The sequence below is a fragment of the Neptunomonas concharum genome (genome assembly GCF_008630635.1).
In the GTDB taxonomy this organism is placed as follows: domain Bacteria; phylum Pseudomonadota; class Gammaproteobacteria; order Pseudomonadales; family Balneatricaceae; genus Neptunomonas; species Neptunomonas concharum.
Map to the genome: position 1 here is coordinate 578,146 of NZ_CP043869.1, position 24,331 is coordinate 602,476.

The 24,331-nt window shown below is 46.4% G+C and carries 20 protein-coding genes; 18 read left to right on the plus strand and 2 right to left on the minus strand.

What is annotated here, in order from left to right; all coding sequences use genetic code 11:
• Positions 1–4: 4 nt before the first annotated feature.
• Together F0U83_RS02750 and map are read right to left on the minus strand one after the other, a co-directional pair.
• A complete protein-coding gene (locus tag F0U83_RS02750) occupies positions 5–2,701 on the minus strand; it encodes a [protein-PII] uridylyltransferase (RefSeq protein ID WP_138986416.1) in 2,697 nt (898 codons plus the stop codon).
• 18 nt (positions 2,702–2,719) lie between these two features.
• Complete coding sequence (gene map / locus F0U83_RS02755) at positions 2,720–3,490, minus strand: type I methionyl aminopeptidase (protein WP_138986417.1); 771 nt, start codon at positions 3,488–3,490, stop codon at positions 2,720–2,722.
• A gap of 269 nt (positions 3,491–3,759) precedes the next feature.
• On the opposite strand from map, the gene rpsB reads away from it, so the two are divergent.
• The 18 genes from rpsB (at position 3,760) to F0U83_RS02845 (ending at position 24,311) form a co-directional block, all read left to right on the plus strand.
• Positions 3,760–4,494, plus strand: coding sequence for a 30S ribosomal protein S2 (gene rpsB / locus F0U83_RS02760; RefSeq protein WP_138986418.1), 735 nt, complete (start codon positions 3,760–3,762; stop codon positions 4,492–4,494).
• A gap of 110 nt (positions 4,495–4,604) precedes the next feature.
• Positions 4,605–5,468, plus strand: coding sequence for a translation elongation factor Ts (gene tsf, locus F0U83_RS02765; RefSeq protein WP_138986419.1), 864 nt, complete (start codon positions 4,605–4,607; stop codon positions 5,466–5,468).
• 85 nt (positions 5,469–5,553) lie between these two features.
• Positions 5,554–6,312 (plus strand): UMP kinase, encoded by a 759-nt coding sequence (pyrH, locus tag F0U83_RS02770; RefSeq protein WP_138986420.1) that lies wholly within the window; start codon positions 5,554–5,556, stop codon positions 6,310–6,312.
• On the plus strand, positions 6,302–6,859 hold the full coding sequence (frr, locus tag F0U83_RS02775; protein WP_138986421.1) for a ribosome recycling factor: 558 nt from the start codon (positions 6,302–6,304) through the stop codon (positions 6,857–6,859). Before pyrH ends, frr begins: the two co-directional genes overlap by 11 nt.
• A 47-nt stretch (positions 6,860–6,906) precedes the next feature.
• On the plus strand, positions 6,907–7,671 hold the full coding sequence (uppS, locus tag F0U83_RS02780; protein ID WP_138986422.1) for a polyprenyl diphosphate synthase: 765 nt from the start codon (positions 6,907–6,909) through the stop codon (positions 7,669–7,671).
• The gene (locus F0U83_RS02785) at positions 7,664–8,476 is read left to right on the plus strand and encodes a phosphatidate cytidylyltransferase (protein WP_138986423.1); all 813 of its coding nucleotides are present in this window, start codon (positions 7,664–7,666) and stop codon (positions 8,474–8,476) included. Before uppS ends, F0U83_RS02785 begins: the two co-directional genes overlap by 8 nt.
• A 7-nt stretch (positions 8,477–8,483) precedes the next feature.
• A complete protein-coding gene (gene rseP, locus F0U83_RS02790) occupies positions 8,484–9,839 on the plus strand; it encodes a sigma E protease regulator RseP (RefSeq protein ID WP_138986424.1) in 1,356 nt (451 codons plus the stop codon).
• A gap of 33 nt (positions 9,840–9,872) precedes the next feature.
• Positions 9,873–12,197 (plus strand): outer membrane protein assembly factor BamA, encoded by a 2,325-nt coding sequence (gene bamA / locus F0U83_RS02795; protein WP_138986425.1) that lies wholly within the window; start codon positions 9,873–9,875, stop codon positions 12,195–12,197.
• A 14-nt stretch (positions 12,198–12,211) separates the two neighbouring features.
• The gene (locus F0U83_RS02800) at positions 12,212–12,709 is read left to right on the plus strand and encodes an OmpH/Skp family outer membrane protein (RefSeq protein WP_138986426.1); all 498 of its coding nucleotides are present in this window, start codon (positions 12,212–12,214) and stop codon (positions 12,707–12,709) included.
• Complete coding sequence (lpxD, locus tag F0U83_RS02805; RefSeq protein ID WP_138986427.1) at positions 12,709–13,758, plus strand: UDP-3-O-(3-hydroxymyristoyl)glucosamine N-acyltransferase; 1,050 nt, start codon at positions 12,709–12,711, stop codon at positions 13,756–13,758. Before F0U83_RS02800 ends, lpxD begins: the two co-directional genes overlap by 1 nt.
• Before the next feature lie 6 nt (positions 13,759–13,764).
• A complete protein-coding gene (fabZ, locus tag F0U83_RS02810) occupies positions 13,765–14,202 on the plus strand; it encodes a 3-hydroxyacyl-ACP dehydratase FabZ (RefSeq protein ID WP_138986428.1) in 438 nt (145 codons plus the stop codon).
• Between the two features lie 3 nt (positions 14,203–14,205).
• Positions 14,206–14,976 carry an acyl-ACP--UDP-N-acetylglucosamine O-acyltransferase gene (gene lpxA / locus F0U83_RS02815; protein ID WP_138986429.1) on the plus strand — a complete coding sequence of 257 codons (771 nt, stop codon included), beginning with the start codon at positions 14,206–14,208 and terminating at the stop codon, positions 14,974–14,976.
• A gap of 8 nt (positions 14,977–14,984) precedes the next feature.
• Positions 14,985–16,139, plus strand: a complete 1,155-nt coding sequence (gene lpxB / locus F0U83_RS02820; RefSeq protein WP_138986430.1) for a lipid-A-disaccharide synthase — start codon at positions 14,985–14,987, stop codon at positions 16,137–16,139.
• A gap of 1 nt (position 16,140) precedes the next feature.
• On the plus strand, positions 16,141–16,749 hold the full coding sequence (rnhB, locus tag F0U83_RS02825) for a ribonuclease HII (RefSeq protein ID WP_138986431.1): 609 nt from the start codon (positions 16,141–16,143) through the stop codon (positions 16,747–16,749).
• A gap of 12 nt (positions 16,750–16,761) precedes the next feature.
• Complete coding sequence (gene dnaE, locus F0U83_RS02830) at positions 16,762–20,256, plus strand: DNA polymerase III subunit alpha (protein WP_138986432.1); 3,495 nt, start codon at positions 16,762–16,764, stop codon at positions 20,254–20,256.
• An 83-nt stretch (positions 20,257–20,339) separates the two neighbouring features.
• Positions 20,340–21,302, plus strand: coding sequence for an acetyl-CoA carboxylase carboxyl transferase subunit alpha (gene accA / locus F0U83_RS02835; protein ID WP_138986433.1), 963 nt, complete (start codon positions 20,340–20,342; stop codon positions 21,300–21,302).
• Positions 21,303–21,304: 2 nt separating this feature from the next.
• Positions 21,305–22,591, plus strand: coding sequence for a tRNA lysidine(34) synthetase TilS (gene tilS, locus F0U83_RS02840; protein WP_138986434.1), 1,287 nt, complete (start codon positions 21,305–21,307; stop codon positions 22,589–22,591).
• A gap of 85 nt (positions 22,592–22,676) precedes the next feature.
• Complete coding sequence (locus F0U83_RS02845; RefSeq protein WP_138986435.1) at positions 22,677–24,311, plus strand: CTP synthase; 1,635 nt, start codon at positions 22,677–22,679, stop codon at positions 24,309–24,311.
• Positions 24,312–24,331 lie beyond the last annotated feature (20 nt).

Sequence of the window (24,331 nt, forward strand, 5' to 3'; positions counted from 1 at the left end):
TGTTCTATTCATCACGAATATGTTCATCTAATTCCCGGCAGACGCGGGTTTGCAGGGCTTCGCATAAAGCAGGGTCGCTTATAGGTAGACCGTCGGCATCAGTTAGAAAAAAGAAGTCTTCTACTCTTTCGCCGACGCTGGCTATCTTTGCCTTTCGGACGCAAATGTTAAGCTCAGCAAAAATTTGCCCTATTCTTGCCAATAAGCCAGGGCGGTCAGGTGAACGTACTTCCATAACGGTTAATTGCGTATTGGGGTCGTTGCTCAAGCTGACGGTTGTTGGCATGGCAAAGAGTTTCATCTGTCTGGGAACGCGACGATGGATAATATCTGGGTAATCATCGGGGTCATCCAGTTCTTCAATTAGGCGTTCTCGGATGCTGTTCAGATAGGTTGGGTTTTCAGACAATGGTTCATTATTTTCTGTTAGCACCGTATAGGTGTTCAGAGTGCGGCCATCATCCGTCACAATAATGCGAGCGTCTTGAATGTTAAGGTGTAGCTGATCAAGTGTAGCGACGGTTGCGGAAAACAGGTTGGGGAGGTCGTGACTATAAATGAAGATTTCGGTAGCGCCTTCGTAGACTCGATAAGAGGTTTTTTGTATTAATACGAGGGGAAGTTCGTTGTGGGCGTGCTCTAAAATAGAGCGGGTGTGCCAGGCAATATTTTGAGCATCTTCCCGAAGAAAGTAGTCCTCCCCTAGCATGTTCCAAAACTCAAGTACTTCCTCTTCAGATATGCCGTGCCTTTTCAGTAAGAACATCGCTTCGCTTTGTTGCTGCTCAATACGATCCTCTTTGTGGACTGGGTTTTCCAGGCCGCGACGCAGGGCGCGTTTGGTTTCCATATATAGCTGGCGTAGTAGAGTGGCGCGCCAGCTATTCCATAGTGTGTGGTTAGTAGCATTAATATCAGCCACGGTAAGCACATAGAGGTAGTCAAGATGTATAATGTCACGAACTTGCATTGCGAAGTTGTGGATGACCTCGGGATCGGAGATATCTTTTCGTTGGGCAGTCATCGACATAAGTAAGTGGTTACGTACCAGCCACGCGATTAAATGTGAGTCCCACTTGCCAAGATGGTGTTGTTCGCAGAAATGCAGAACATCTTCGGCACCCAGCTCAGAGTGGTCCCCACCCCGGCCTTTTGCAATGTCATGATAGAGGCCTGCAATATACAGTAACTCAATTTTGGGTAATTGGTTAACAACGCGATGAGCGATGGGAAACTGTTCGCGGTGATCAGAATGGCGGAATTGTCGCATCTTCTGTATCACTTTCATGGTATGGGCATCGACGGTGTAGATGTGGAAAAGATCATGTTGCATCTGACCCACAATGCGGCCAAATTCAGGCAGGTATCGTCCTAGAATGCCATAGCGGTTCATGCGCTTAAGTTCGGTAGACACCCCGTTGGGGGATCTCAATAGCTCCATGAATAAGCTGGTATTGCGTAAGTCATGACGGAAGTCATCATCGATTAAGTGGCGATGATCTCGAATTAGGCGGATTGTGCTGGCGCGTACACCGAGTATTTCGTCGTGCTGGGCAAGCAGTACAAAGGCTTCAAGAATGGCGAACGGGTGATGCTCAAAAACTTTATCGTAAGTCGCTTCAAGATAGTTATTGTGGACTCTAAATCGTTTGTTGAGCGGTGTGGTTATTTGTTCGTCATCTATTTTTAGAATGGCTTCATCAAAATACTGTAATAGCATGTCGTTGAATTCAGCCATTGCCATAGCGACACGATAATATTTGCTCATGAACTGCTCAACCGCCAATGCGCCTTGCTGGTCTTTATAACCAAAGAAGTCGGCAAGTGTACGTTGGTGATCAAATAAAAGTCGGTCCTCTCGGCGACGGCATAGCATGTGCAGTGCATAGCGAACAGTCCATAGATAGAGTTCGCCTTTATTTAGAATATCCAGCTCTGACTCGGTGACAAAGCCGTGATCTACAAGGTCGCGAATATAGGTGGCACCAAAGTGACGTTTTGCTACCCAGCCAATCGTTTGCAGATCCCGAAGGCCGCCTGGGGAGTTTTTCAAATTGGGCTCTAGATTGTATTCGGTGTTATTGGTTTTCTCGTGACGATTTTTCTGCTCACGGAGTTTAGCTATGAAGAACTCTTTGTCTGTCCATGCGCCTTCTGAAGTGACTCGATCATACATGCGTTGGTGTAAAGACGGATCGCCCGTTAGTGGTCTGGACTCAATTAAATTGGTAGCGATCGTAATATCATCACGTGATTCAGCATAACATTCTTCAATGCTGCGTACGCTGGAACCTATCTCAAGGGCAATGTCCCATAAAAGCGTCAGGAATTTGCTAATACTCTCTTCATAGGTTGCAGCGTCAATATCGTCGACCAATATTAGCAAGTCGATATCAGAGTGCGGGTGTAACTCTCCTCGGCCATAGCCACCGACGGCAATGAGAGAAATTTGATGCTCGGCGGGCCATTGAAATTGATTCCATGCTGAAATCAAGATTCGGTCAATGACAGCAGCACGGCCATAAATTAGCCGACGAATATCCTCTCCAGACTTAAAGCAGGCATCCATTTCGGCGCGAGCTTTTTTAATAGTGTCTTTGAATACACGAATGGGAGATTCTCCATCCTCCAGCCGCTTTTCAAAGGCAGCGGCATCGAGAAAGGCATCGGTATCGGCCAGTTGCTGCAACGTTGTGCCCATTTCTACTACTCCAGCGAATTAAAAAGACTCTTCTGAGCGGCGAGTGAGGACTTCGTAGCCGGTATCTGTTACCAAAATAGTGTGTTCCCACTGAGCGGATAGTCGTCTGTCGGTCGTTTCTACGGTCCATCCATCCCGCTTAGAAAGTTTTACGTTACGCTTGCCAGCATTGATCATAGGTTCAATCGTAAAAATCATTCCGGCTTCGAGCTTAACGCCAGTGCCTGGGCGTCCATAGTGCAGTACCTGAGGATCTTCATGGAATTCTTTACCGATACCATGACCGCAATATTCGCGAACAACAGAATAGTGATTGGATTCTGCGTGTTGCTGAATAACATGGCCGATGTCTCCTAGAAAAGTACCCGGTTTTACCAGTTCAATACCCTTGTATAAACACTCTAAGGTTACGTCGACTAACCGTCTGGCGTGAGGTTGCTCTTTACCTACAAAGAACATCTTGCTGGTGTCACCATGATAACCGTCCTTGATAACGGTAATGTCGACATTGATGATGTCGCCGTCTTTCAGTGGCTTGTCATTAGGGATTCCGTGGCAGACTACTTGATTGATCGAAGTGCAGATAGATTTGGGGAAGCCATGATAGTTGAGGGGAGCGGGAATCGCTTGCTGCTCATTAACAATGTAATCGTGGCAAATGTTGTTCAGTTCGTTGGTGGTTACCCCTACGCGAATGTGCGGCTCAATCATTTCTAATACTTCAGCGGCCAAACGGCCTGCCACACGCATTTTTTCTATCTCTTCAGGGGTTTTGATAATAACTGACATAGTATTCCTTGGTCTGGGTGCAAACCGATGTTAATTCAACAGAAGTTCTGTATATACAGTAATGGATTTCGATTGTACCGAAATTTCCCCCTGTAGCGAAGTTCGACCTTCAAATCAGCTGCAGCTTGTGGTATAAAACGCGCTCCCGATCTGCACGTAAGTGCGACGGAGATATTCTACACACATATCGACACAGTGTCCGGGTGCCGCTTAGCGGTTGGATGTTGGGATATGTGGAGGTAAAACCCAATCTACAGGAAATTGCTAAAATGGCACAAGTTACAATGCGCGACCTGCTTAAAGCAGGCGTTCACTTCGGTCACCAAACTCGTTACTGGAACCCAAAAATGTCTCAGTACATTTTCGGTGCTCGTAACAAAATTCATATCATCAACCTGGAGCACACGCTACCTGCACTGAACGGTGCTTTGGATGTTGTTAAAGGCATGGCTCAGAACAAAAATAAAGTTTTGTTCGTAGGCACAAAGCGCGCTGCTAGCAAGATCATCAAAGAAGAAGCTCAGCGTGTAAGTATGCCATATGTTAACCATCGCTGGTTAGGCGGTATGCTGACAAACTACAAAACTATTCGTCAGTCTATTCGTCGTTTGCGTGAGCTTGAGTCTGCTGCTCAAGACGGTACGTTCGCTCAGTTGACTAAGAAAGAAGCGCTGATGCGTCAGCGTGAAATGGAAAAGTTAGAGCGCTCTATCGGTGGTATCAAGGAAATGGGCGGTCTTCCAGATGCGCTGTTTGTTGTTGATGTTGATCACGAGCGCATCGCGGTAAACGAAGCAAATAAGCTTGGTATTCCAGTTATCGGTATCGTTGATACAAACAGCAATCCAGATGGTATCGATTACGTTATCCCTGGTAACGATGATGCACTGCGTGCTATTCAGATCTACGTTAAATCCGTAGCTGATGCATGTGGAGAAGGTGCTGAAGTTGCTGGTGGCGACAAAAGTGAGTTTGTTGAAGTAGAAGAAGCAGCTGCAGAGTAATTTCTCTGTCAACTGAGAAGACTATTCTTCTGCAGGGTCATATTCAAGGGGAGCTGCGCTCCCCTTTTTTAGATTTAGATTGAACGCGAAAGCATAAAGGGGTATTTGAAATGGCGGGTGTATCAGCAAAGCTGGTTAAAGAACTACGCGACCGTACTGGCTTAGGTATGATGGAGTGCAAAAAAGCACTAGCTGAAGCGGGTGGCGATATTGAATTGGCAATCGAAGAGCTGCGTAAGTCTTCTGGCATGAAGGCAGCTAAGAAAGCAGGTCGTACGGCGGCTGATGGCGTTGTTGTTGTGCGTGTGGCTGATGATAATTCTTATGGTGTAATCGTTGAAGTTAACTCTGAAACTGATTTCGTAGCACGTGATGAAGGCTTCCTTGGTTTTGCAGGCAAGATCGCAGACGCGGCATTCACTGCTAAATCTGAAGATGTTGCAGCACTGATGGCTGGCGATCTGGAATCTGCACGTGAAGCGCTGGTTCAGAAAATTGGTGAAAACATCAGTGTACGCCGAGTGTCTGTTGTTGAAGGCGAAAGCGTAGGTGCTTACGTTCATAGCAATAACCGCATTGCTGTATTGGTTTCTGTATCAGGTGCGAATGCTGATGTCGCTAAAGATGTTGCTATGCATGTGGCTGCAGTTAACCCTCAGGTTATCTCTAAAGAAGATATGCCAGCAGAAGTAATTGCTAAAGAGAAAGAGATCATTCTTGCTCAGCCAGATATGGCCAGCAAACCTGCTGAAATCGCTGAAAAAATGGTCATGGGTCGTATCGCTAAGTTCTTGGCAGAAAATAGCTTGCTAGAACAGGCGTTTGTTAAAAACCCAGACCAAAAAGTGGGTGACATGGTTAAAGCAGCTGGCGGTTCAGTTGTGTCCTTCTCACGCTTGGAAGTTGGCGAAGGTATTGAAGTAGAGCACGTTGACTTTGCTGCAGAAGTTGCTGCTCAGCTTCAGAATAGCTAAGCCTATTCGCTAAAAAATGTGTGTGCTGTGCTACAGTACACACATTTCTGACTCTCAAATAACTTTGCCTATGCGGAGACTTGCCATGCCTGCCGTAAATTTCAAACACGCCCAATATAAACGAATTCTACTTAAACTCAGTGGTGAAGCGCTGATGGGAGAGGAGAATTTTGGAATAGACCCGAAAGTGCTGAATCGTATGGCGCTAGAAATTGGTCAACTCGTAGGTATCGGGGTGCAGGTGGGTATTGTTATTGGTGGTGGTAATTTGTTCCGTGGTGCTGCTTTAAGTGCAGCTGGGCTGGACCGTGTTACCGGCGACCATATGGGTATGTTGGCAACCGTTATGAATTCTTTGGCGTTACGAGATGCGCTCGAACGCTCGAATATAGCAACACGTGTGATGTCTGCTATTCCTATGAGTGGTGTGGTTGACCACTATGACCGACGCAATGCGATGCGCTATCTTAGCCAGGGCGATGTGGTTATATTCTCTGCTGGCACGGGTAATCCTTTCTTTACTACGGATTCTGCGGCTTGCCTGAGAGGTATCGAGATAGAGGCAGATGTGGTCTTGAAGGCGACAAAAGTTGATGGTGTTTTTACGGCTGATCCGATGAAAGACCCTTCTGCTAAGCGTTACTTGCATCTTTCCTATGATGAAGTATTGGATAAACAATTAGGTGTGATGGATTTGACGGCGATCTGCCTGACGAGGGATCACGATATGCCGGTTAGAGTTTTTAATATGAACCGACCAGGCGCTTTGGTTAATCTGCTAAGTGGGGGTGACGAAGGAACCCTGATTAGTGGTGAAGTAACAGGAGATGGTTATGCTGAATGAAATTATTCAAGATGCTGAAGTACGCATGAAAAAAAGTATTGAAGCGTTGATTGAACACTTTAAGAAGATTCGTACCGGGCGTGCTCATCCGAGTATCCTTGATTCCGTTCAGGTGATGTACTACGGATCGCCAGTTCCACTTCAGCAGGTTGCTAACATCTCTGTTGAAGATGCGCGTACGTTGATGATTTCTCCTTGGGAAAAACAGATTGTGCCCGATGTTGAGAAAGCCATTTATAAGTCTGATTTAGGTCTAAATCCTGCTACGAATGGTGGTGTTATTCGCGTACCTATGCCGCCGTTGACGGAAGAAACGCGTAAAGGCTACACGCGTCAGGCGCGCCTTGAAGCTGAGACAGCACGTGTATCAGTACGTAATATTCGTCGTGATGCTAACTCAGACTTGAAAGAACTGTTGAAAGCGAAAGATATTTCGGAAGATGAAGAACGTCGTGGCGAAGATTTGATTCAGAAGTTGACAGACAAGTATGTCGCTGAAGTGGATAGTTTGCTTGAGAAGAAAGAAGCCGACTTGATGGAAATCTAATTCAGCAGCAGGAGGGCCAGTTAGTTCTGGCCTGTCTGATTCATTTTATGTCAGTACATGAAAAGCTAAATATTCCGCCTGAAAAGGTGTTGCCCAAGCATATAGCCATTATTATGGATGGAAATAATCGTTGGGCGAAAATGCGTAGACTACCTAGCTTAGCTGGCCATAAAGCTGGTGTTGATAGTGTGCGTAGTGTCATTGAGGGTTGCATGGAGTTTGGTGTTGAATCGCTAACTCTGTTTGCATTTAGTAGTGAAAACTGGAAGCGACCCGAATTAGAAGTGAAAGGCCTCATGGAGCTGTTCATGCTGGCTTTGGATCGAGAAGCGAAGAAACTTCATAAGAATAATATTCGACTTAACGTCATTGGTGATAAAAGTCGTTTCAGTGCAAGCTTGCAGCAGAAAATAGCGAAAGTTGAAGCGCTAACGGCAGATAACACGCAGCTTAATCTAAATATCGCAGCAAACTATGGTGGTCAATGGGATATTCTGCAAGCTACCCAGCGTTTTGCAGAGGCTTGTGTGCAAGGTAAGCTTAAGCCTGAAGAACTCACGGAAACGCTATTTGATAGTTATATAACGCTTCATGACCAAGCTAAACCTGATCTGTGCATTCGGACAGGTGGAGAGAGTCGAATCAGTAACTTCTTGATTTGGCAAATGGCGTATACAGAGTTTCACTTTGTTGACGACTTTTGGCCTGACTTTAACAAGGCTTCGCTCGCAGAGGCTATTCGTGACTTTTGTACCCGTGAGCGTAGATTTGGTAAAACAAGTGAACAATTAGAGGCTGGGGTCGGTGCTTAAACAAAGAATATTAACCGCTTCTATATTGGCACCGATTGTCTTGTGTGGTGTGTTTTTATTGCCTCTTGAGGCGTTCGCTGTTTTTATGGGAGTGGTAACACTACTGGGCGCTTGGGAATGGGGGCCGCTGTCAGGTATTCGTTCACCTGCGTTGCGTCTAGCTTATGTGATGGTGGTGTTTCTCTCTTTAATACTCTGCTGGGGTTTGTTTGGGGCTGGTATTGAACTCTATCTTCTTCTCCCTGCGTTGCTGTTGTGGTGTATTAGTTTTGTGTGGGTTCTACGTTACCCGGCGGTAGGGGGGTGGTCTAGCTCGGTGGTCAGGTTGGCTATCGGCGTACTGGTTCTGGCTGCTGCATGGTTAAGCCTACTTAAGCTAAAATCCTTGGAATCAGGTAATGCATGGCTTTTGTTGGTTTTGCTTATCGTGTGGGCCGCTGATATTGGTGCCTACTTTTCCGGGAAGCGGTGGGGAAAGGTAAAGCTAGCACCGAATGTCAGCCCCGGTAAGACGCGAGAGGGTGTGTATGGTGGTTTAGTCGCTGTTGTGGTGACGGCTCTGATTTTTGCGCTATGGAATGAACTGACAGGTGCAGCAATAGTCTATTTGGTTCTACTGAGTATTATTGTGGGCTTTGTTTCTGTTATGGGCGATCTGTTTGAAAGCTTATTGAAACGTTTTACTGGCATTAAAGATAGTGGTTCGATTCTGCCAGGTCACGGAGGTGTGCTTGATCGCATCGATAGTATCTTGGCGGCAGCCCCGTTTTTCTGCCTAGGTCTCTACTTCTTACCAATAAATTGACGGTCTAATGGATATATTACAAACCATATTAGCGATGATTGTCACGTTAGGTATTCTCGTGACCATCCATGAATGGGGGCATTACTGGGTTGCTCGCAGGTGTGGTGTCAAGGTGCTACGCTTTTCAGTTGGTTTTGGTAAACCGCTCTGGATGCGTAAAGGAGCAGATGGTACAGAGTATGTGGTGGCAGCTATTCCTCTTGGTGGGTTTGTGCGCATGCTGGACGAGCGAGAAGGGGAGGTTGCAGAGTCCGAAAAGTCAATGGCTTTTAATAATAAACCCGTTTTGCAGCGTATCGCTATTGTAGCAGCAGGGCCGCTTGTTAACTTGTTATTTGCGGTTTTTGCCTATTGGTTGATGTTTGTGGTGGGTGTGTCTGCTATTGCTCCTGTTATTGGGGGACTGAAACCCGACTCGCCAGCAGCATTCAGTGCTTTACCTATCGGTTCGGAAATTGTCTCTATTAATGATTCTAAAGTTCAATCTTGGGAAGAGGTTAATCTTCAGTTAGCCGCTCATGTGGGAGAGACAGGTAATATACGAGTGGGTGTTAAACCGTCTGTGAGTGCTGAACCTCAGATCTACACAGTCAACCTGATTGATTGGAAAGTAGATCTTGAGGTGGAATCGCCTGTTTCGGCTATGGGATTGGTGCCATTCAGGCCTGAAGTTAAACCAGTCTTAGGTCAGGTTGTTGAAAAAAGTCCTGCAGATTTAGCAGGTTTGAAGGTTGGAGATCGTATCGTATCTATCGAAGGCACCCCTGTGTCGACTTGGGGTACCCTTGTTGAGTTGGTTCAGGATTCAGCGGATAGGTCGCTGTTGTTTGATATAGAACGTGATGGGCAACGCTTTACCTTTGAGGTGACGCCGCGTGCAGAGGCGGCCGCTGATGGGCAATCGATAGGTAAGATTGGCGCTGGTGTGCGCTTACCTGACTGGCCCGAGTCTATGCAACGGAGTATCCAGTACACACCTTTTGAAGCGATATCTGAAGCAATTAATAAAACACTTCATATGATAGCGCTGACATTAGATTCGATTTGGAAGATGATAGAAGGTGTTATCTCTGTAAAAAACTTGAGTGGCCCGATAACCATTGCTAAAGTGGCTGGTGCCTCTGCGGCATCGGGGTTTGAGCCATTTATCAGCTTTCTTGCTTACCTTAGTATCAGTTTAGGTGTACTAAACCTTCTTCCTATTCCTGTTTTGGATGGAGGGCATTTGGTTTATTACACAATTGAATTGTTTCGCGGAAAGCCGGTTAGTGAAAGAATACAGCTAGTAGGTTTTAAAATAGGGATGACATTATTATTGTCATTGATGACGCTGGCTATTGTTAATGATGTAATGCGTCTATAGAGAGCAAGTGCTCTTTTTTTGGGAAGAGGTTTCATGAAGAACAGATTTGGGCTTGTACTAGGGTGTGTATTGATGGCGGGTGTTGCGCAGGCATCATTTGTACCTTTTGCTGTAAAAGATATCCGTCTAGAAGGTGTTCAAAGTGTTGAGCCGGGTATTGTTTTTCGCAACTTCCCTATCGTTTCTGGCGATACCGTAAGCGAAGCTAGCCTTGCTACTGCTACGAAACAGTTGTTCAAGTCGGGGTATTTTGAAGATATAGAACTTAAGCGCGAGGGCGACTACCTGATACTCAAGGTTAGAGAGCGTCCTGCTATCAGTCGTATTAAACTGGATGGTAATAAAGTTCTTAAAGATGAAGATTTGCTATTGGGGCTTAAGCAGTCAGGCTTGCGAGAAGGCGATGTCTTTAAACGCTCTGCGCTTGATCAGATTCGGTTAGACCTATTGCGTTTATACGTTGGGCAGGGGCGTTATGGCGCGTCGATTAGCACGGAGGTTGAACCTTTGCCGGGCAACCGGGTAAGCCTGAATATTAATATTAAGGAGGGCAGTGTTGCTTCCATTCAGCATATTAATATTATCGGTAATACGGTTTTTGATGATGAAGATTTGAAAGATCTTTTCTCTTTAAAACTACCTAGTTTTTGGTCTTTCTATACCAAAGATGATCGCTATGCCCGTGAAAAGTTATCGGGAGATCTAGAGCGACTGCGTTCGTACTACATGGATCGTGGCTATGTTAAATTTGCTATTGACTCTACACAGGTATCGATAACTCCTGATAAAAAGAATGTCTTCATTACAGTCAATATCCATGAAGGTGAAAAATACACACTCAAGGATGTTAATCTTGCTGGTAATTTGGTGATCCCAGAAGAAGAGTTAGTAACGTCTATAGCCCTGGAGGCGGGGCAAACTTTCTCACGTAAAGCTATGACGAATGCTCAGGAAACGATTACGCGCGCTTTGGGTGATCAAGGATATATGTTTGCCAATGTAAGCCCCTTACCTGAGGTTAATGAAGAGGATAAAACGGTTTCTCTAAAGTTCTTTGTTGATCCTGGTAAGCAAACCTATGTTCGCCGTATCAATATTAAGGGAAATAGTCGTACGGCAGATGAAGTGGTTCGCCGCGAGATGCAGCAGATGGAAGCGGCAATCGCATCTACAGAAAGTATCGAAAAAACAAAACAAAAACTGCAGAAAACAGGTTACTTTAAGTCTGTTAATATGGAAGCCTCGCCTGTACCGGGCACCGACGATCAGGTGGATCTAAACTATACGGTAGAGGAGCAGCAGTCAGGTCAATTTACGGCAAGTTTAGGCTTTGCTCAAAGTGAAGGCTTTATTATAGATCTGGGTGTTCAGCAGGATAACTTCTTTGGTTCGGGCAAGAAGGTTGGCTTTAACATCGCTAAGAGTACGACTAAGCGAGAAGCAAGCTTCAATTATTTAGACCCTTATTACACGGTGGACGGTGTTAGCCGAGGCTTTGATATTTTCTACCGTGAACGTGACTTTGAAGAAGATGATGTGAGTAGCTATTCTCTGGATGAGTATGGCGCAGGTATGACGTTTGGTTATCCGATTGATGATTATCAGCGCTTAAGTTTCTCACTAGGCATTGAAAATATTACTATTAACCCAAATTCTAGCAAGCCTGTTGAAGAGATACAGTCTTTCATTGATGAAGAGGGTAACTCCTTCTTGAATCTTAAAGGCACGCTAGGTTGGACCAATAATCACTTGAATAGAGCTATCTTTCCTAGCGAAGGTTACTACCACAGCGCAAGCTTTGAGAGTGCAATCCCTGGCAGCGAATTGGGCTACTATCGTTTGCACTACAATACAAAGTGGTATCGACCTGTCGTTGAAGATAGTGGTTGGATTCTTGGCCTGAAAGGCCGATTGGGCTATGCACAAAGCTATGGTGGTCAAAGCTACCCATTCTTCAAAAACTTCTTTGCAGGCGGTATTAAAACAATCCGTGGCTTTGAAAATAACTCGTTAGGGCCCCGTGACTCTAATGGCGACCCATTTGGCGGGAACGTTATGGCCGTTGGCGGTGCTGAGTTGATTTTCCCAATGCCGCTGGTCGAAGATAAAAGTGGATGGCGAACCTTACTGTTTGTGGATGGTGGTAACGTCTTTGCATCAGATTGTTTAGCTTCCAGCTCGGCTTCGTCGAACTGCCAAGAGGGAATTCAGTTCGATGAATTTCGCTACTCGGCAGGCTTTGGGATGACATGGCTATCGCCTATGGGGCCTTTGTCATTCTCTATAGCTAAACCATTAAACTCTCAAAAGGGCGATGAAGAACAGGTGTTTCAGTTCTCCCTTGGACAAAGCTTCTAGAAAAGGAATAGATAATGAAGTTGCTGAAAGTTTTTTCTATCGCGTTGGTACTACTATCGTCTCCTTGGGCGTTGGCTGAGAAAATTGCGGTACTGGGTGTACAGGAGGCGCTGCTAGCCTCCAATGAAGCGAAAAGCTTTAAAGAAAGTTTAGATAAAGAGCTAAAAGCTGATGAAAAGCGCTTGGTTGAGTTGGAAAAGCAAGCCAAGACGCTGAGAGAGAAGGCTCAAAAAGAGGGAGCTAATATGTCTCAGGAACAGCGTCAGCAGACCCGTTTGCAGTTTCAGAAAGCATTTGATGAATATCAACGTACAGGTCAAATGCTGCAGCAAAAGCGCATTGAAAAAGAGCAGGAATTTATCAGCAAAATGCGTCCTAAATTGGACGAAGTGATTCGAAAGTTGATCGAAAAAAATGGCTATGACATTGTTGTGGCAAAGCAAGCGACGGTGTTTACCGCTAAAGGCGTTGATATCACCAAAACGGTTGTTGAGATGTTAAACAAGCAGTAATGGAGCGCCGTGTTCAACAATTTACTTTGTCTGATGTCGCGGCGTTGGTAGAGGGGGAACTGCAGGGTAATCCTGACAAAGTTATCAACGCTCTCGCCACGCTAGAATCAGCCAAAGATTGCCAGCTTTCCTTTCTTTCGAATAGTCGTTATATTCATCAGCTGGCTACAACAAAGGCTACGGCTGTCCTAGTGAAGCGAGACTTCGCTGTGGACGCGCCGTGCGATTGTATCATCGTTGATGATCCCTATCTTGCTTATGCAAAGCTCTCATGTTGTTTTGACTGGCGCGAGCCTCTTACGGCAGGTGTAGCACCTTCGGCTACCGTCGATAAAACCGCGTATATCCATCCTTCTGCTATTGTGTCTGACGGTGTTCGTATTGGCAAAAATACGCATGTAGCAGCGGGAGCTTATTTAGGTCCTAACTGTGTTGTCGCCAACGACTGTTTGATCGGTGAGAATACGCGTCTTGAGGCCAGTGTTACTTTATATAGTAATGTGCAGTTAGGTGAACGAAATATAATTCATGCCGGAGCTGTTATCGGTGCTGATGGCTTCGGTTTTGCTCCATCTAAGCAAGGCTGGCAAAAAATTTGCCAGCTAGGTGGCGTGAGAATAGGTGATGATGTAGAGGTTGGTGCGGGGACGACCATTGATCGTGGCGCTTTGGATCATACCGTCATTGGCAATGGTGTGAAGCTCGATAACCTAATACAAATTGCCCATAATGTACAAATAGGCGAAGAAACTGCAATTGCAGGCTGTACGGCTGTTGCAGGAAGCACTAGAATTGGCCGCCGCTGTACGATCGCAGGACAAAGCGGCATAACAGGGCACTTATCCTTGGCAGATAATACCCATGTAACCGCGATGACTCTAGTGAGTAAGTCCATTTCCTCGCCTGGACAAACGGTTTCGTCAGGCACAGGACAAGAAGCTCATCGCCAATGGAAACGTAACGTGGTTCGTTTTCGGCAGTTAGATGAGATGGCTAAACGTATTCAAGCGCTTGAACATAAACTTGAACAATTTTCTACTGAAGGTTAAGACATAATGATGGATGTAAAGGAAATCAGGGAATATCTCCCGCATCGTTACCCGTTCCTGCTGGTTGATCGCGTTTTAGAGCTAAACCCAGGAGAATCCATTGTTGCTATTAAAAATGTAACCGTCAATGAGCCTTTTTTTAACGGGCATTTTCCAGATCATCCAGTCATGCCTGGCGTATTAATCGTAGAAGCTATGGCGCAAGCTGCTGGTATCCTTGGTTTTAAAACCATGGATAAAAAACCTCAAGATGGCTCTATCTACTATTTTGTGGGTGCTGACAAATTACGTTTTAAGCGTCCAGTGGTACCAGGTGATCAATTGAGATTAGAAGCCTCAGTTCAATCAGAAAAACGCGGTATTTGGAAATTTGATGTCAAAGCGACGGTCGATGGTGATATGGTAAGCTCAGCTACTATTCTTTGTGCGGACCGGAAGGTATAAGAAGTGATTGATGCGCGTGCTATTGTTGATGAAAGAGCCCAGATAGCCGATGGTGTGAGCATAGGTCCATGGAGCTATATTGGACCTGAGGTTGTGATTGGTGAAGGAACTCAAATCGCTTCACATGTTGTGATCAAAGGGCCAACAACGATAGGCTCGCACAATCAAATTTTCCAGTTCTCAAGTATTGGCGAAGATTGTCAGGATAAAAAATACGCTGGTGAACCAACGCGTTTAGAGATTGGAGATTACAACGTATTCAGAGAGAGCTGTACGGTACATCGTGGTACTGTGCAGGATCAGTCTCTAACGCGTATTGGTAGCCACAATCTTTTTATGGTGAATGCCCATGTTGCGCATGATTGCATGGTAGGTGATCATATTATCTTGGCAAATAACGTAGCGCTGGCTGGCCATGTTCATGTGGGTGACTATGCGATATTGGGGGGCTTTACTGCTGTCCATCAGTTTTGCCATATAGGCTCTCATGTTATGTGTGGTGCCGGGACGGTTTTGCTGAAAGATCTGCCTGATTATGTCATGGCTACCGGTAACCCTGCGCAGCCCCATGGTATTAACGCAGAAGGACTGAAACGCCGTGGATTTTCCCCAGAAGTTATTAAGGCCTTGAAGCTGGCTTACAAAGTTATTTACCGTAAAAAGCTGAAAGTAGAACAAGCACTATCTGAACTGAGCCTCATGGCTGAGTTAACTCCTGAAATACTTCCATTGATTGCTTCTCTTAAAGCCTCTACTCGAGGGATTATCCGCTAGGAGGGTGTGTGGCCAAACTGCGGATTGCTATGATTGCCGGCGAATCGTCCGGTGATATCCTCGGCTCCGGACTGATTAAAGCATTAAAGAGACACTTCCCCGATGCGCAATTTGAAGGTATTGGCGGAGACCTTATGTGTGCAGAAGGGTTTAAGAGCTATGTCCCTATGGAAACCCTATCGGTTATGGGGCTTGTTGAAGTTTTAGGGCGCCTACCTGAGCTATTAAAACTTCGTAAAAAACTGATTCAAGACTTCCTGAAGGCTCCGCCTGACATCTTTATTGGTATAGATGCTCCTGACTTTAATTTGCACATTGAGCGAAGCCTTAAAGCGGCGGATATTCTCACGGTGCATTATGTTAGCCCTTCAGTGTGGGCTTGGAAGCGAAAACGGATTTATACAATAAAGGAATCGGTAGACCTACTGTTAGCGCTATTTCCTTTTGAACCTGATTGTTATCAAGCGACTGGGCAACGGGTTGTTTTTGTCGGCCACCCCTTGGCTGATACTGTTTTGCAGGAGCAGTCAGCATTGACGCAAGTACGCTTGCAGGGCCGCACAGAAGGGAAGTATCCCGTTGTTGCTCTTTTACCGGGTAGTCGAAGTGCAGAAATTAAGTATTTAGCCAAGCCCTTTTTAGAGGCATCAAGGCTTCTGAAAAAACAATATCCGGATATAGAGTTTATACTGCCAGCGGCAAATCAAAAACGCTATGACGTTCTGAAGAAGCTGATCGACCAAAAGTACGGGGATCTCGATATTCGTTTGACCTTGAAGCATTCCAGAGAAGCTTTAGCGATTGCTGATGTGGTTTTGATCGCTTCTGGCACGGCAACCTTAGAGGCGACATTACTTAAAAAGCCGATGGTCGTTGCCTACAAAATGTCACCTCTAACTTACGCTATTTATTCAAGAATGCTTAAAACACCTTACGTTTCATTGCCCAACATACTAGCGGGTGAGGCATTGGTTCCTGAGATCCTACAAGGTGATGTGACGGCAACAAAGCTAGCGCAAGAGGTTGAACACATACTGGAAGACAAGGTTTATCAGCAAACGCTTACACTACGATTTGAAGACATATTCAACGAAGTGTGCAAAAACGCAGATGAATGTGCAGCAACTGCCGTAAAAGCATTATTGGATGAAAGGGTAAAATAAGATGCAATCGCTGGGCTTTGACTTTTCAGTAGCAAAAAGGGTTGCAGGTGTTGATGAGGTGGGGAGAGGGCCTTTAATTGGAAATGTGGTTGCGGCCGCCGTTATCCTTGATCCTAAAAAGCCAATTAATGGTCTGGCAGATTCCAAAAAACTCACAGAGAAAAAGCGTGAGGCGCTATACATTGAAATCAAAGAGAAGGCACTCTGTTGGGCTATCGCTTCCGCAAGCCCTGATGAGATAGATCGTATTAACATACTTCACGCTACAATGTTGGCGATGCAAAGGGCAGTGTTGGCGCTGGATATTCCGCCTGAGTATGTCATGGTTGATGGTAACCGCTGTCCTGAATTACCTTATCCAGCGGAAGCGGTGGTGAAAGGCGACTCGAAAATTCCTGAAATTAGTGCGGCCTCGATTTTAGCTAAAGTGGAGCGAGATCGGGAGATGCTGGAACTGCACGAAGTGCATCCGGAATATGGGTTTGATCGCCACAAAGGCTACCCTACGCCAGCGCATTTGGCCGCCTTGAAAAAGTATGGTGTATTAACGGGCTATCGACGCTCATTTAGGCCTGTTGCAACACTTCTTGGCATATCGAAACTCTCTTAACTAGGTAACTAGATGTCTGACGTAAACTTTGTCCATCTCAGGGTACATACTGAATTTTCTTTAGTTGATGGCTTGACTCGAATTAAAGGGTTAGTAGCGGCAGCAAAAGAAGCTGGTATGCCGGCGGTAGGGATAACAGATCAGGTTAATTTATTTGGCTTGGTGAAGTTCTATAAAGCCGCTACGGGTGCAGGTATTAAGCCTATTTGCGGTGCAGACCTGTTAGTACTGAATGAGTCAGATAATGAAGGCACTCCTTTTCGTTTAACCTTGCTGGTGCAAAATGCCCGAGGCTACCGAAACTTGATGGAGCTGATCTCCCGTGCATACGCCGAAGGCCAGAATTACCTCGTTGACAAAGCTTTAGTGAAAAAGTCTTGGGTGGCTGAAAAGTCTGAAGGCTTGATTGCGCTATCGGGAGCGAAAGAGGGCGAAATCGGCAAAGCAATGGTGTCAGGCAATGGAATGGCTGATGCGCTTCTGGCGGAATGGATGGCGGTGTTTCCTGAGCGATTCTATTTAGAGGTTCAGCGAACAGGACGTCAAGGTGAAGACAAGATTATTAGTGAAAGTGTGCGCCTAGGCCTCTCCTTGGGGTGTCCCTTGGTTGCAACAAACGAGGTTATGTTTCTTGCAGAAGATGATTTTGATGCCCATGAGGCTCGGGTTTGTATCAACCAAGGGCGTACTTTGGATGACCCTCGCCGCCCCAAGGATTACTCGCCTCAACAGTATTTTAGAACGCCTCAAGAGATGGTTGAGCTGTTTGCTGATATCCCAAGTGCTGTCGAAAATACCCTAGAGATTGCTAAGCGCTGTAACATTGAACTAGATTTGGGAACCTACTACCTACCCAAGTACCCTATCCCTGAAGGGATGACGATGGATGAGTACTTTTGCAAGGTATCTGAAGACGGCCTTGAAGAACGTCTGCGGATTTTGCTGGATAAAAACGATCCAGATTATGCAGAGAAACGAAAACCTTATGATGAGCGTCTCAAATTTGAGTTAGATATCATTACTCAAATGGGCTTTCCTGGTTACTTTTTGATCGTTATGGACTTTATCCAATGGGCCAAAGATAACGGCATCCCGGTGGGACCAGGTCGTGGCTCGGGCGCAGGCTCATTAGTCGCTTATGCGCAAAAAATTACAGATCTTGACCCACTGGAATACGACCTTCTATTTGAACGATTCCTAAACCCTGAACGTGTTTCTATGCCCGATTTTGATATCGATTTCTGTATGGATAATCGTGATCAGGTAATTGATTATGTTGCTCGGACATACGGACGTGACGCTGTTTCCCAGATTATTACCTTTGGAACGATGGCAGCGAAAGCGGTGGTGCGTGATGTTGCACGTGTGCAAGGGAAGGCGTTTGGGTTGGCGGATAAGCTTTCTAAGCTGATCCCATTTGAAATAGGTATAACCCTGAGCAAGGCGATGGAGCAAGAGCCTGCTTTAAGCGACTTCGTGGAAAGTAGCGAAGAAGCTCAGGAAATCATGGAGATGGCATATAAGCTGGAAGGGGTCACCCGCAACGTCGGCAAGCATGCCGGTGGTGTCGTGATAGCGCCGACAAAACTAACCGACTTCTCGGCCACCTATTGTGATGAGGAAGGTCAAGGGTTGGTTACTCAGTTTGACAAGGGAGATGTTGAGGAAGCTGGCCTTGTTAAGTTCGACTTCTTGGGATTGCGTACTCTGACAATCATTGATTGGGCCTTAAAGACGATCAATGATATTCGTGCAAAGAAAGGTGAAGAGCCGTTAGATATCACCTTAATTAATTTGGAAGACCCGTCCACGTTTGAGCTTTTACAGTCAGCTGAAACGACAGCGGTGTTCCAGTTAGAGTCCAGCGGTATGAAGGATCTGGTTCGGCGCCTTCTCCCCTCTCGTTTTGAAGATATTGTGGCATTGGTGGCGCTCTTTCGCCCTGGTCCGTTGCAGTCAGGCATGGTGGATGACTTTATCAACCGAAAGCACGGGCGTGCGGAAATGGCATGGCCTCATCCCGATTATCAGTTAGATAGCCTTCAGCCTGTATTGGAGCCAACCTACGGAATCATCCTCTACCAAGAGCAAGTAATGCAAATTGCTCAGGTGATGGCGGGTTACACGCTGGGTGGTGCTGATATGCTGCGTCGAGCGATGGGTAAGAAGAAACCGGAAGAGATGGAGAAACAGCGCTCTATCTTCCTTGAAGGGTGCGGGAATAACGGCATCGATAAAGATCTGGCGGGGAATATCTTTGATCTGGTAGAAAAGTTTGCCGGTTATGGCTTTAACAAATCCCACTCGGCTGCATACGCACTGGTGTCATACCAAACCGCTTGGCTGAAACGACACTACCCAGCGCCATTTATGGCGGCGGTCATGTCATCTGATATGCAAAATACCGATAAAGTTGTGATCTTTATCGAAGAGTGCCGCAAGATGAAGTTGCCGCCAGCATTGCCAGATGTCTGTAGCGGTGAATATATGTTCACCGTCAATGAGGCCGGTGAAATTGTTTATGGTTTGGGTGCAATCAAAGGGGTAGGGGAAGGACCGATTGAAGCCATTGTTGCTGCACGCCAAGATGGCAAAGGGGATTTCAAAGATCTGTTCGATTTTTGTGAGCGAGTAGGCGCTAAAAATCTAAATAAACGCGTACTTGAAGCACTAGTTCGTTCAGGTGCGTTGGATAAATTGGGTGCCGATAGAGCGGTACTTTGGCAGGCAATAGGCGACGCTCTGCAGGCGGCTGGGCAAAGTGCGCGCAATCAGGATGCGGGAATTTTCGACCTGTTTGGCGAAGTGGAAGCTGAGGCACCCAGAGATCCTTACGAGGAGTATCAAGGTGTGCGGCGGTGGACTGACAAGGAGCGACTGCGTGGAGAAAAGGATACGCTGGGTCTTTATTTGACGGGCCACCCTATAGATGAATATGAAAAAGAGCTTAGCCGCTTTATATCGAAAAAAATTGTTGATCTGCAGCCCGGGCGAGGTAAACAGCAGAAGATAGCGGGCTTAATTGTTGATCAGCGTGTAAAAAAGACCAAGCGAGGCGATTCTCTGTGTTTTCTGACCTTAGATGATCGAAGCGCGAGAATTGATGTGACGGTCTATGGTGAACTCTATGAACAAACGCGTGAATGGGCAGTAAAAGATACGATTGTCATCATGGAGGGCGAAATTACCCAAGATGACTATTCAGGTGGTCTCAAGGTTCGTTGTAATAAGCTATCAAGTATACCCATGGCTCGACAGCAGTTTGCCCGTTGTGTGCATGTCTGTGGCGGTGAAAAGTACCTATCAGGGAGAGGGTTGCAGGCGTTTACTAAAACGATAGAAGCTTATCGTTCTCCTCAAGGTCTATGTGTGGAGCTGGAATATCAGCGAAGTGATGCCGGTGGAGTCATTCAATTGGGCGAGGAGTGGAAGCTCGAAGCGACTGATGAGTTATTAATCACCTTAAAAGAACACTTTGGTGACGATTGCGTCTCTTTAGCGTACTGAACAGGGTGGTTATCCTGACGGGGTGACGGTAAAATCACCGGTTTGAATATCTAAACGATCACTGGTAAGGCGGAAAGAATCGAATGAATCCGAACTATCTGGATTTTGAGCAGCCAATAGCTGAACTCGAAGCCAAAATTGAAGAGCTGAGACTGGTTGGTGATGATACAGAAATCAATATTGCTGACGAGTTAAGTAAGTTGCTTGAGAAAAGCCGCAGTTTGACCGCGTCTATTTTTACGAATCTTACTGCCTGGCAGATTTCCCAGTTATCACGTCATCCACAGCGTCCATACACCTTGGATTACATTGCCCTGATGTTCGAAGAGTTTGAAGAGCTTCACGGCGATCGTCATTTTTCTGATGATGCGGCGATTGTTGGTGGTGTTGCACGTTTGGACGGGCGCCCGATCATGGTTATCGGTCACCAGAAAGGCCGAGAGGTCAAAGAGAAAGTCCGTCGCAACTTCGGCATGCCAAGACCCGAAGGCTATCGCAAGGCGTTACGCTTGATGGAAATGGCAGAACGTTTCAGCATGCCAGTCTTAACATTTATTGATACACCGGGAGCTTATCCGGGCATTGATGCTGAAGAGCGTGGTCAAAGTGAGGCGATTGCATTTAATTTGGCAAAAATGTCTCAACTTAAAACCCCTATTATCTCTACTGTTGTCGGTGAGGGTGGCTCTGGTGGTGCTTTAGCGATAGGTGTGTGCGATGAGCTGATGATGCTTCAGTACTCCACGTACTCGGTTATCTCACCAGAAGGCTGTGCATCGATTCTTTGGAAAAGTGCTGAGCGTGCTTCGGATGCGGCCAAAGCGATGGGGATCACATCTGAACGCTTGCACGAGTTGGGGTTAGTGGACAAGGTTGTGCCAGAACCCTTAGGTGGTGCTCATCGCGATCCTGCCAAACTGTGCGCTGACCTCAAACAACAGCTTATTCAGACGCTTGATAAACTAGATGCCCTGTCTACTGATGAGCTGCTGGAGCGTCGCTACAAGCGTCTTATGTCCTACGGACTTACTTCCGCTTCCGCGTAAGTATGAAGCCTTCGTTGGCTGCTGATACATTCTCAGCGATCTGTGAACAGTACTCACCTGATCGCTGGGTATTAGCGGTCAGTGGAGGCATCGATTCTATGGTGTTGCTGCACCTTGCGGCGTTGACGTTAGATCACCAAACCCTTCATGTTTTGCATATCAATCATCATTTGCAGCCTGATGCAGATGAATGGTCGCTATTTTGTCAGCAGCAAGCCGATAGTTTGTCCATCCCCTTTACCAAGATTGATGTTTACCCAAAAGATGGTAGTGAGGCTGCGGCAAGAGAAACTCGTTACCATGCATTTGAAGCATTTTTGCAACCCGGTGATCTATTGCTTCAGGGGCATCATGGAGATGACCAAGCCGAAACCATGTTGTTTCGTTTAGTGAGAGGGACAGGGCCACGGGGCTTGGCAGGTATTCCTCAGTATCGGGTTTTAGGTAAAGCGGCACTGCTTCGACCGTTATTGGAAGTACCAAAACCGATGATTAAACAATGGGCGATTGAGCATTCCCTGTCGTGGGTTGAAGACCCAAGTAATCATAAAGTGGATTACGATCGGAATTTTCTACGCCTACATATCTTTCCGCTGCTAAACAAGCGGTGGCCTTTGGTTACATCTACGCTAATTGCTAGCCAGCGGTTAATAAAATCTGAACAGGCTTTACTAGATGAGTTATTGGATGAGCAGTTGGAATCTATACTGTCAGGTAATAGCTTTAACATTGGGCGATTAGCAGGCCATAACAGCTTCAGGCGACAGGCCTTGCTGCGACGTTGGATCTTTCGCAAGACACAGCAGTTATTGGGGAGCAATCAGCTTGCTCAAATAGAGCACGATTTTTTTCAAAGTGCTGAGGATCGTTTGCCGGAGCTGGTGATAGGGGCGTTTATTTTAAGGCGTTATCGCGGTTCTCTTTATTTGAATGTCAGTACGCAGTCTGAAGGCTCCTATGAGCCTTTGCTTCTAGGATTAGGGCAGCACTTATGGAGTGAGGGCCAGCTGACCGTGAAGCTTAGCGAAGGTGGCGGCTTGAAAACGCTAGAGGGAATTAGCTGTGTGCATAGAAAGGAGGGTATGTCGTGCCAGCCTGTGGGACGGCAACGCAAGTCACTCAAAAAGCTTTTTCAAGAGAGTGGTGTTCCACCGTGGATGAGGGCGAAATGGCCGATTTTAGTCCATGAAAATGAAGTGGTTGCAATCCCCGGTATTTGTGTTTGCGAGGGTTGGCAGTCCCAAGCGCAAGATAAGCCCAGTTTTACCGTAATATGGGAACCTTTCTGATTGTCGTAAGGCCGTCTCTTTGCTATCCTGTAGCCCCATCTTTATTTAGTTTTTTTCCCTCACTTACAGCCAGAACAGGTTCCACATGACGCGCTACATTTTCGTCACAGGTGGTGTCGTGTCCTCATTGGGCAAAGGCATCGCATCCGCTTCGCTTGCAGCTATCTTGGAAGCACGCGGTTTAAAAGTCACTATGTTGAAATTGGACCCCTACATCAACGTAGATCCAGGTACGATGAGTCCTTTCCAGCATGGTGAAGTATTCGTTACGGAAGACGGCGCAGAGACTGACCTCGATTTAGGTCACTATGAGCGATTCATTCGTACCACGATGACCAAACGTAATAACTTTACGACCGGTCGGGTATATCAACATGTTTTAAGCAAAGAACGTCGCGGCGATTATTTGGGAGGTACGGTCCAGGTCATTCCGCATATCACTGATGAAATCAAGCGTCGGGTAATTGAGGGAGCCGGCGATGCAGATGTTGCATTGGTGGAGATCGGTGGCACGGTGGGCGATATTGAATCCCAGCCTTTCCTTGAAGCGGTTCGCCAGTTGAAAGCTGAGCTGGGTTTCACGCGTGCGATGTTTATGCATCTGACGTTGGTGCCTTACATAGCAACAGCTGGAGAGATTAAAACGAAGCCTTCTCAACACTCTGTTAAAGAACTCCGTTCAATCGGTATTCAGCCCGATATTTTGGTGTGTCGATCAGAGCAGCCTATTCCTGATTCTTCACGTCGCAAGTTATCCCTATTTACGAATGTTGAAGAGCGCGCGGTCATCTCCATGCCTGATGCGGATACTATCTATAACATTCCTAAGATGCTGTGTGATCAGGGGTTGGATGATATCGTTGTTGAGCGGTTTAATCTGGATGTGCCTGCCGCTGACCTCAGTGAGTGGATTGCGGTAGCCGATGCACATCTTAACCCAGATGGAGAAGTGCGTATTGCCATGGTGGGCAAGTACATGGAGTTGCTGGATGCCTATAAGTCTCTGATTGAGGCAATCTCTCATGCCGGCATTAAGCTGCGCCGCAAAGTACGTATCGAATATATTGATTCGGAGCGAGTTGAACGAGAGGGTGTTGATATTCTTAAAGGTGTCTCCGCGATATTGGTGCCAGGTGGCTTTGGTGAGCGTGGCGTTGAGGGTAAAATTGCCGCAGTAAAATATGCGCGTGAGAATAAAGTACCCTACCTTGGTATCTGTTTAGGTATGCAAGTAGCTGTGATTGAATATGCTCGTCATGTGGCAAACATTGAAGGGGCAACGTCAACGGAATTTGAGAAGAACGCTGCGAACCCCGTTGTCGGTTTGATCACGGAGTGGACCACAGAAGAGGGAGATGTAGAGCAGCGTAGCGAAGACGCCGATCTAGGTGGCACGATGCGTTTAGGTGCACAAAAATGTCACCTCGCGGAAGGCTCTGTGGCTGCTCGTTGCTATGGTAGTACGGAGATTGTTGAGCGGCACCGTCATCGCTACGAAGTGAACAACAATTATGTTGATGCGCTAGAAAAAGCAGGTTTGCGTATTTCTGGTCGCTCGGTCGATGGCGAACTGGTCGAAGTGGTTGAAGTTATTGATCACCCTTGGTTTGTTGCTTGTCAGTTCCACCCTGAATTTACGTCGTCACCTCGTGATGGACATGGTTTGTTTACAGGCTTTATAGAAGCCGCATTGGTCGAGCAAGCGCGCCGAGGCCAGTAACGTTTTTACCAAGACTATAT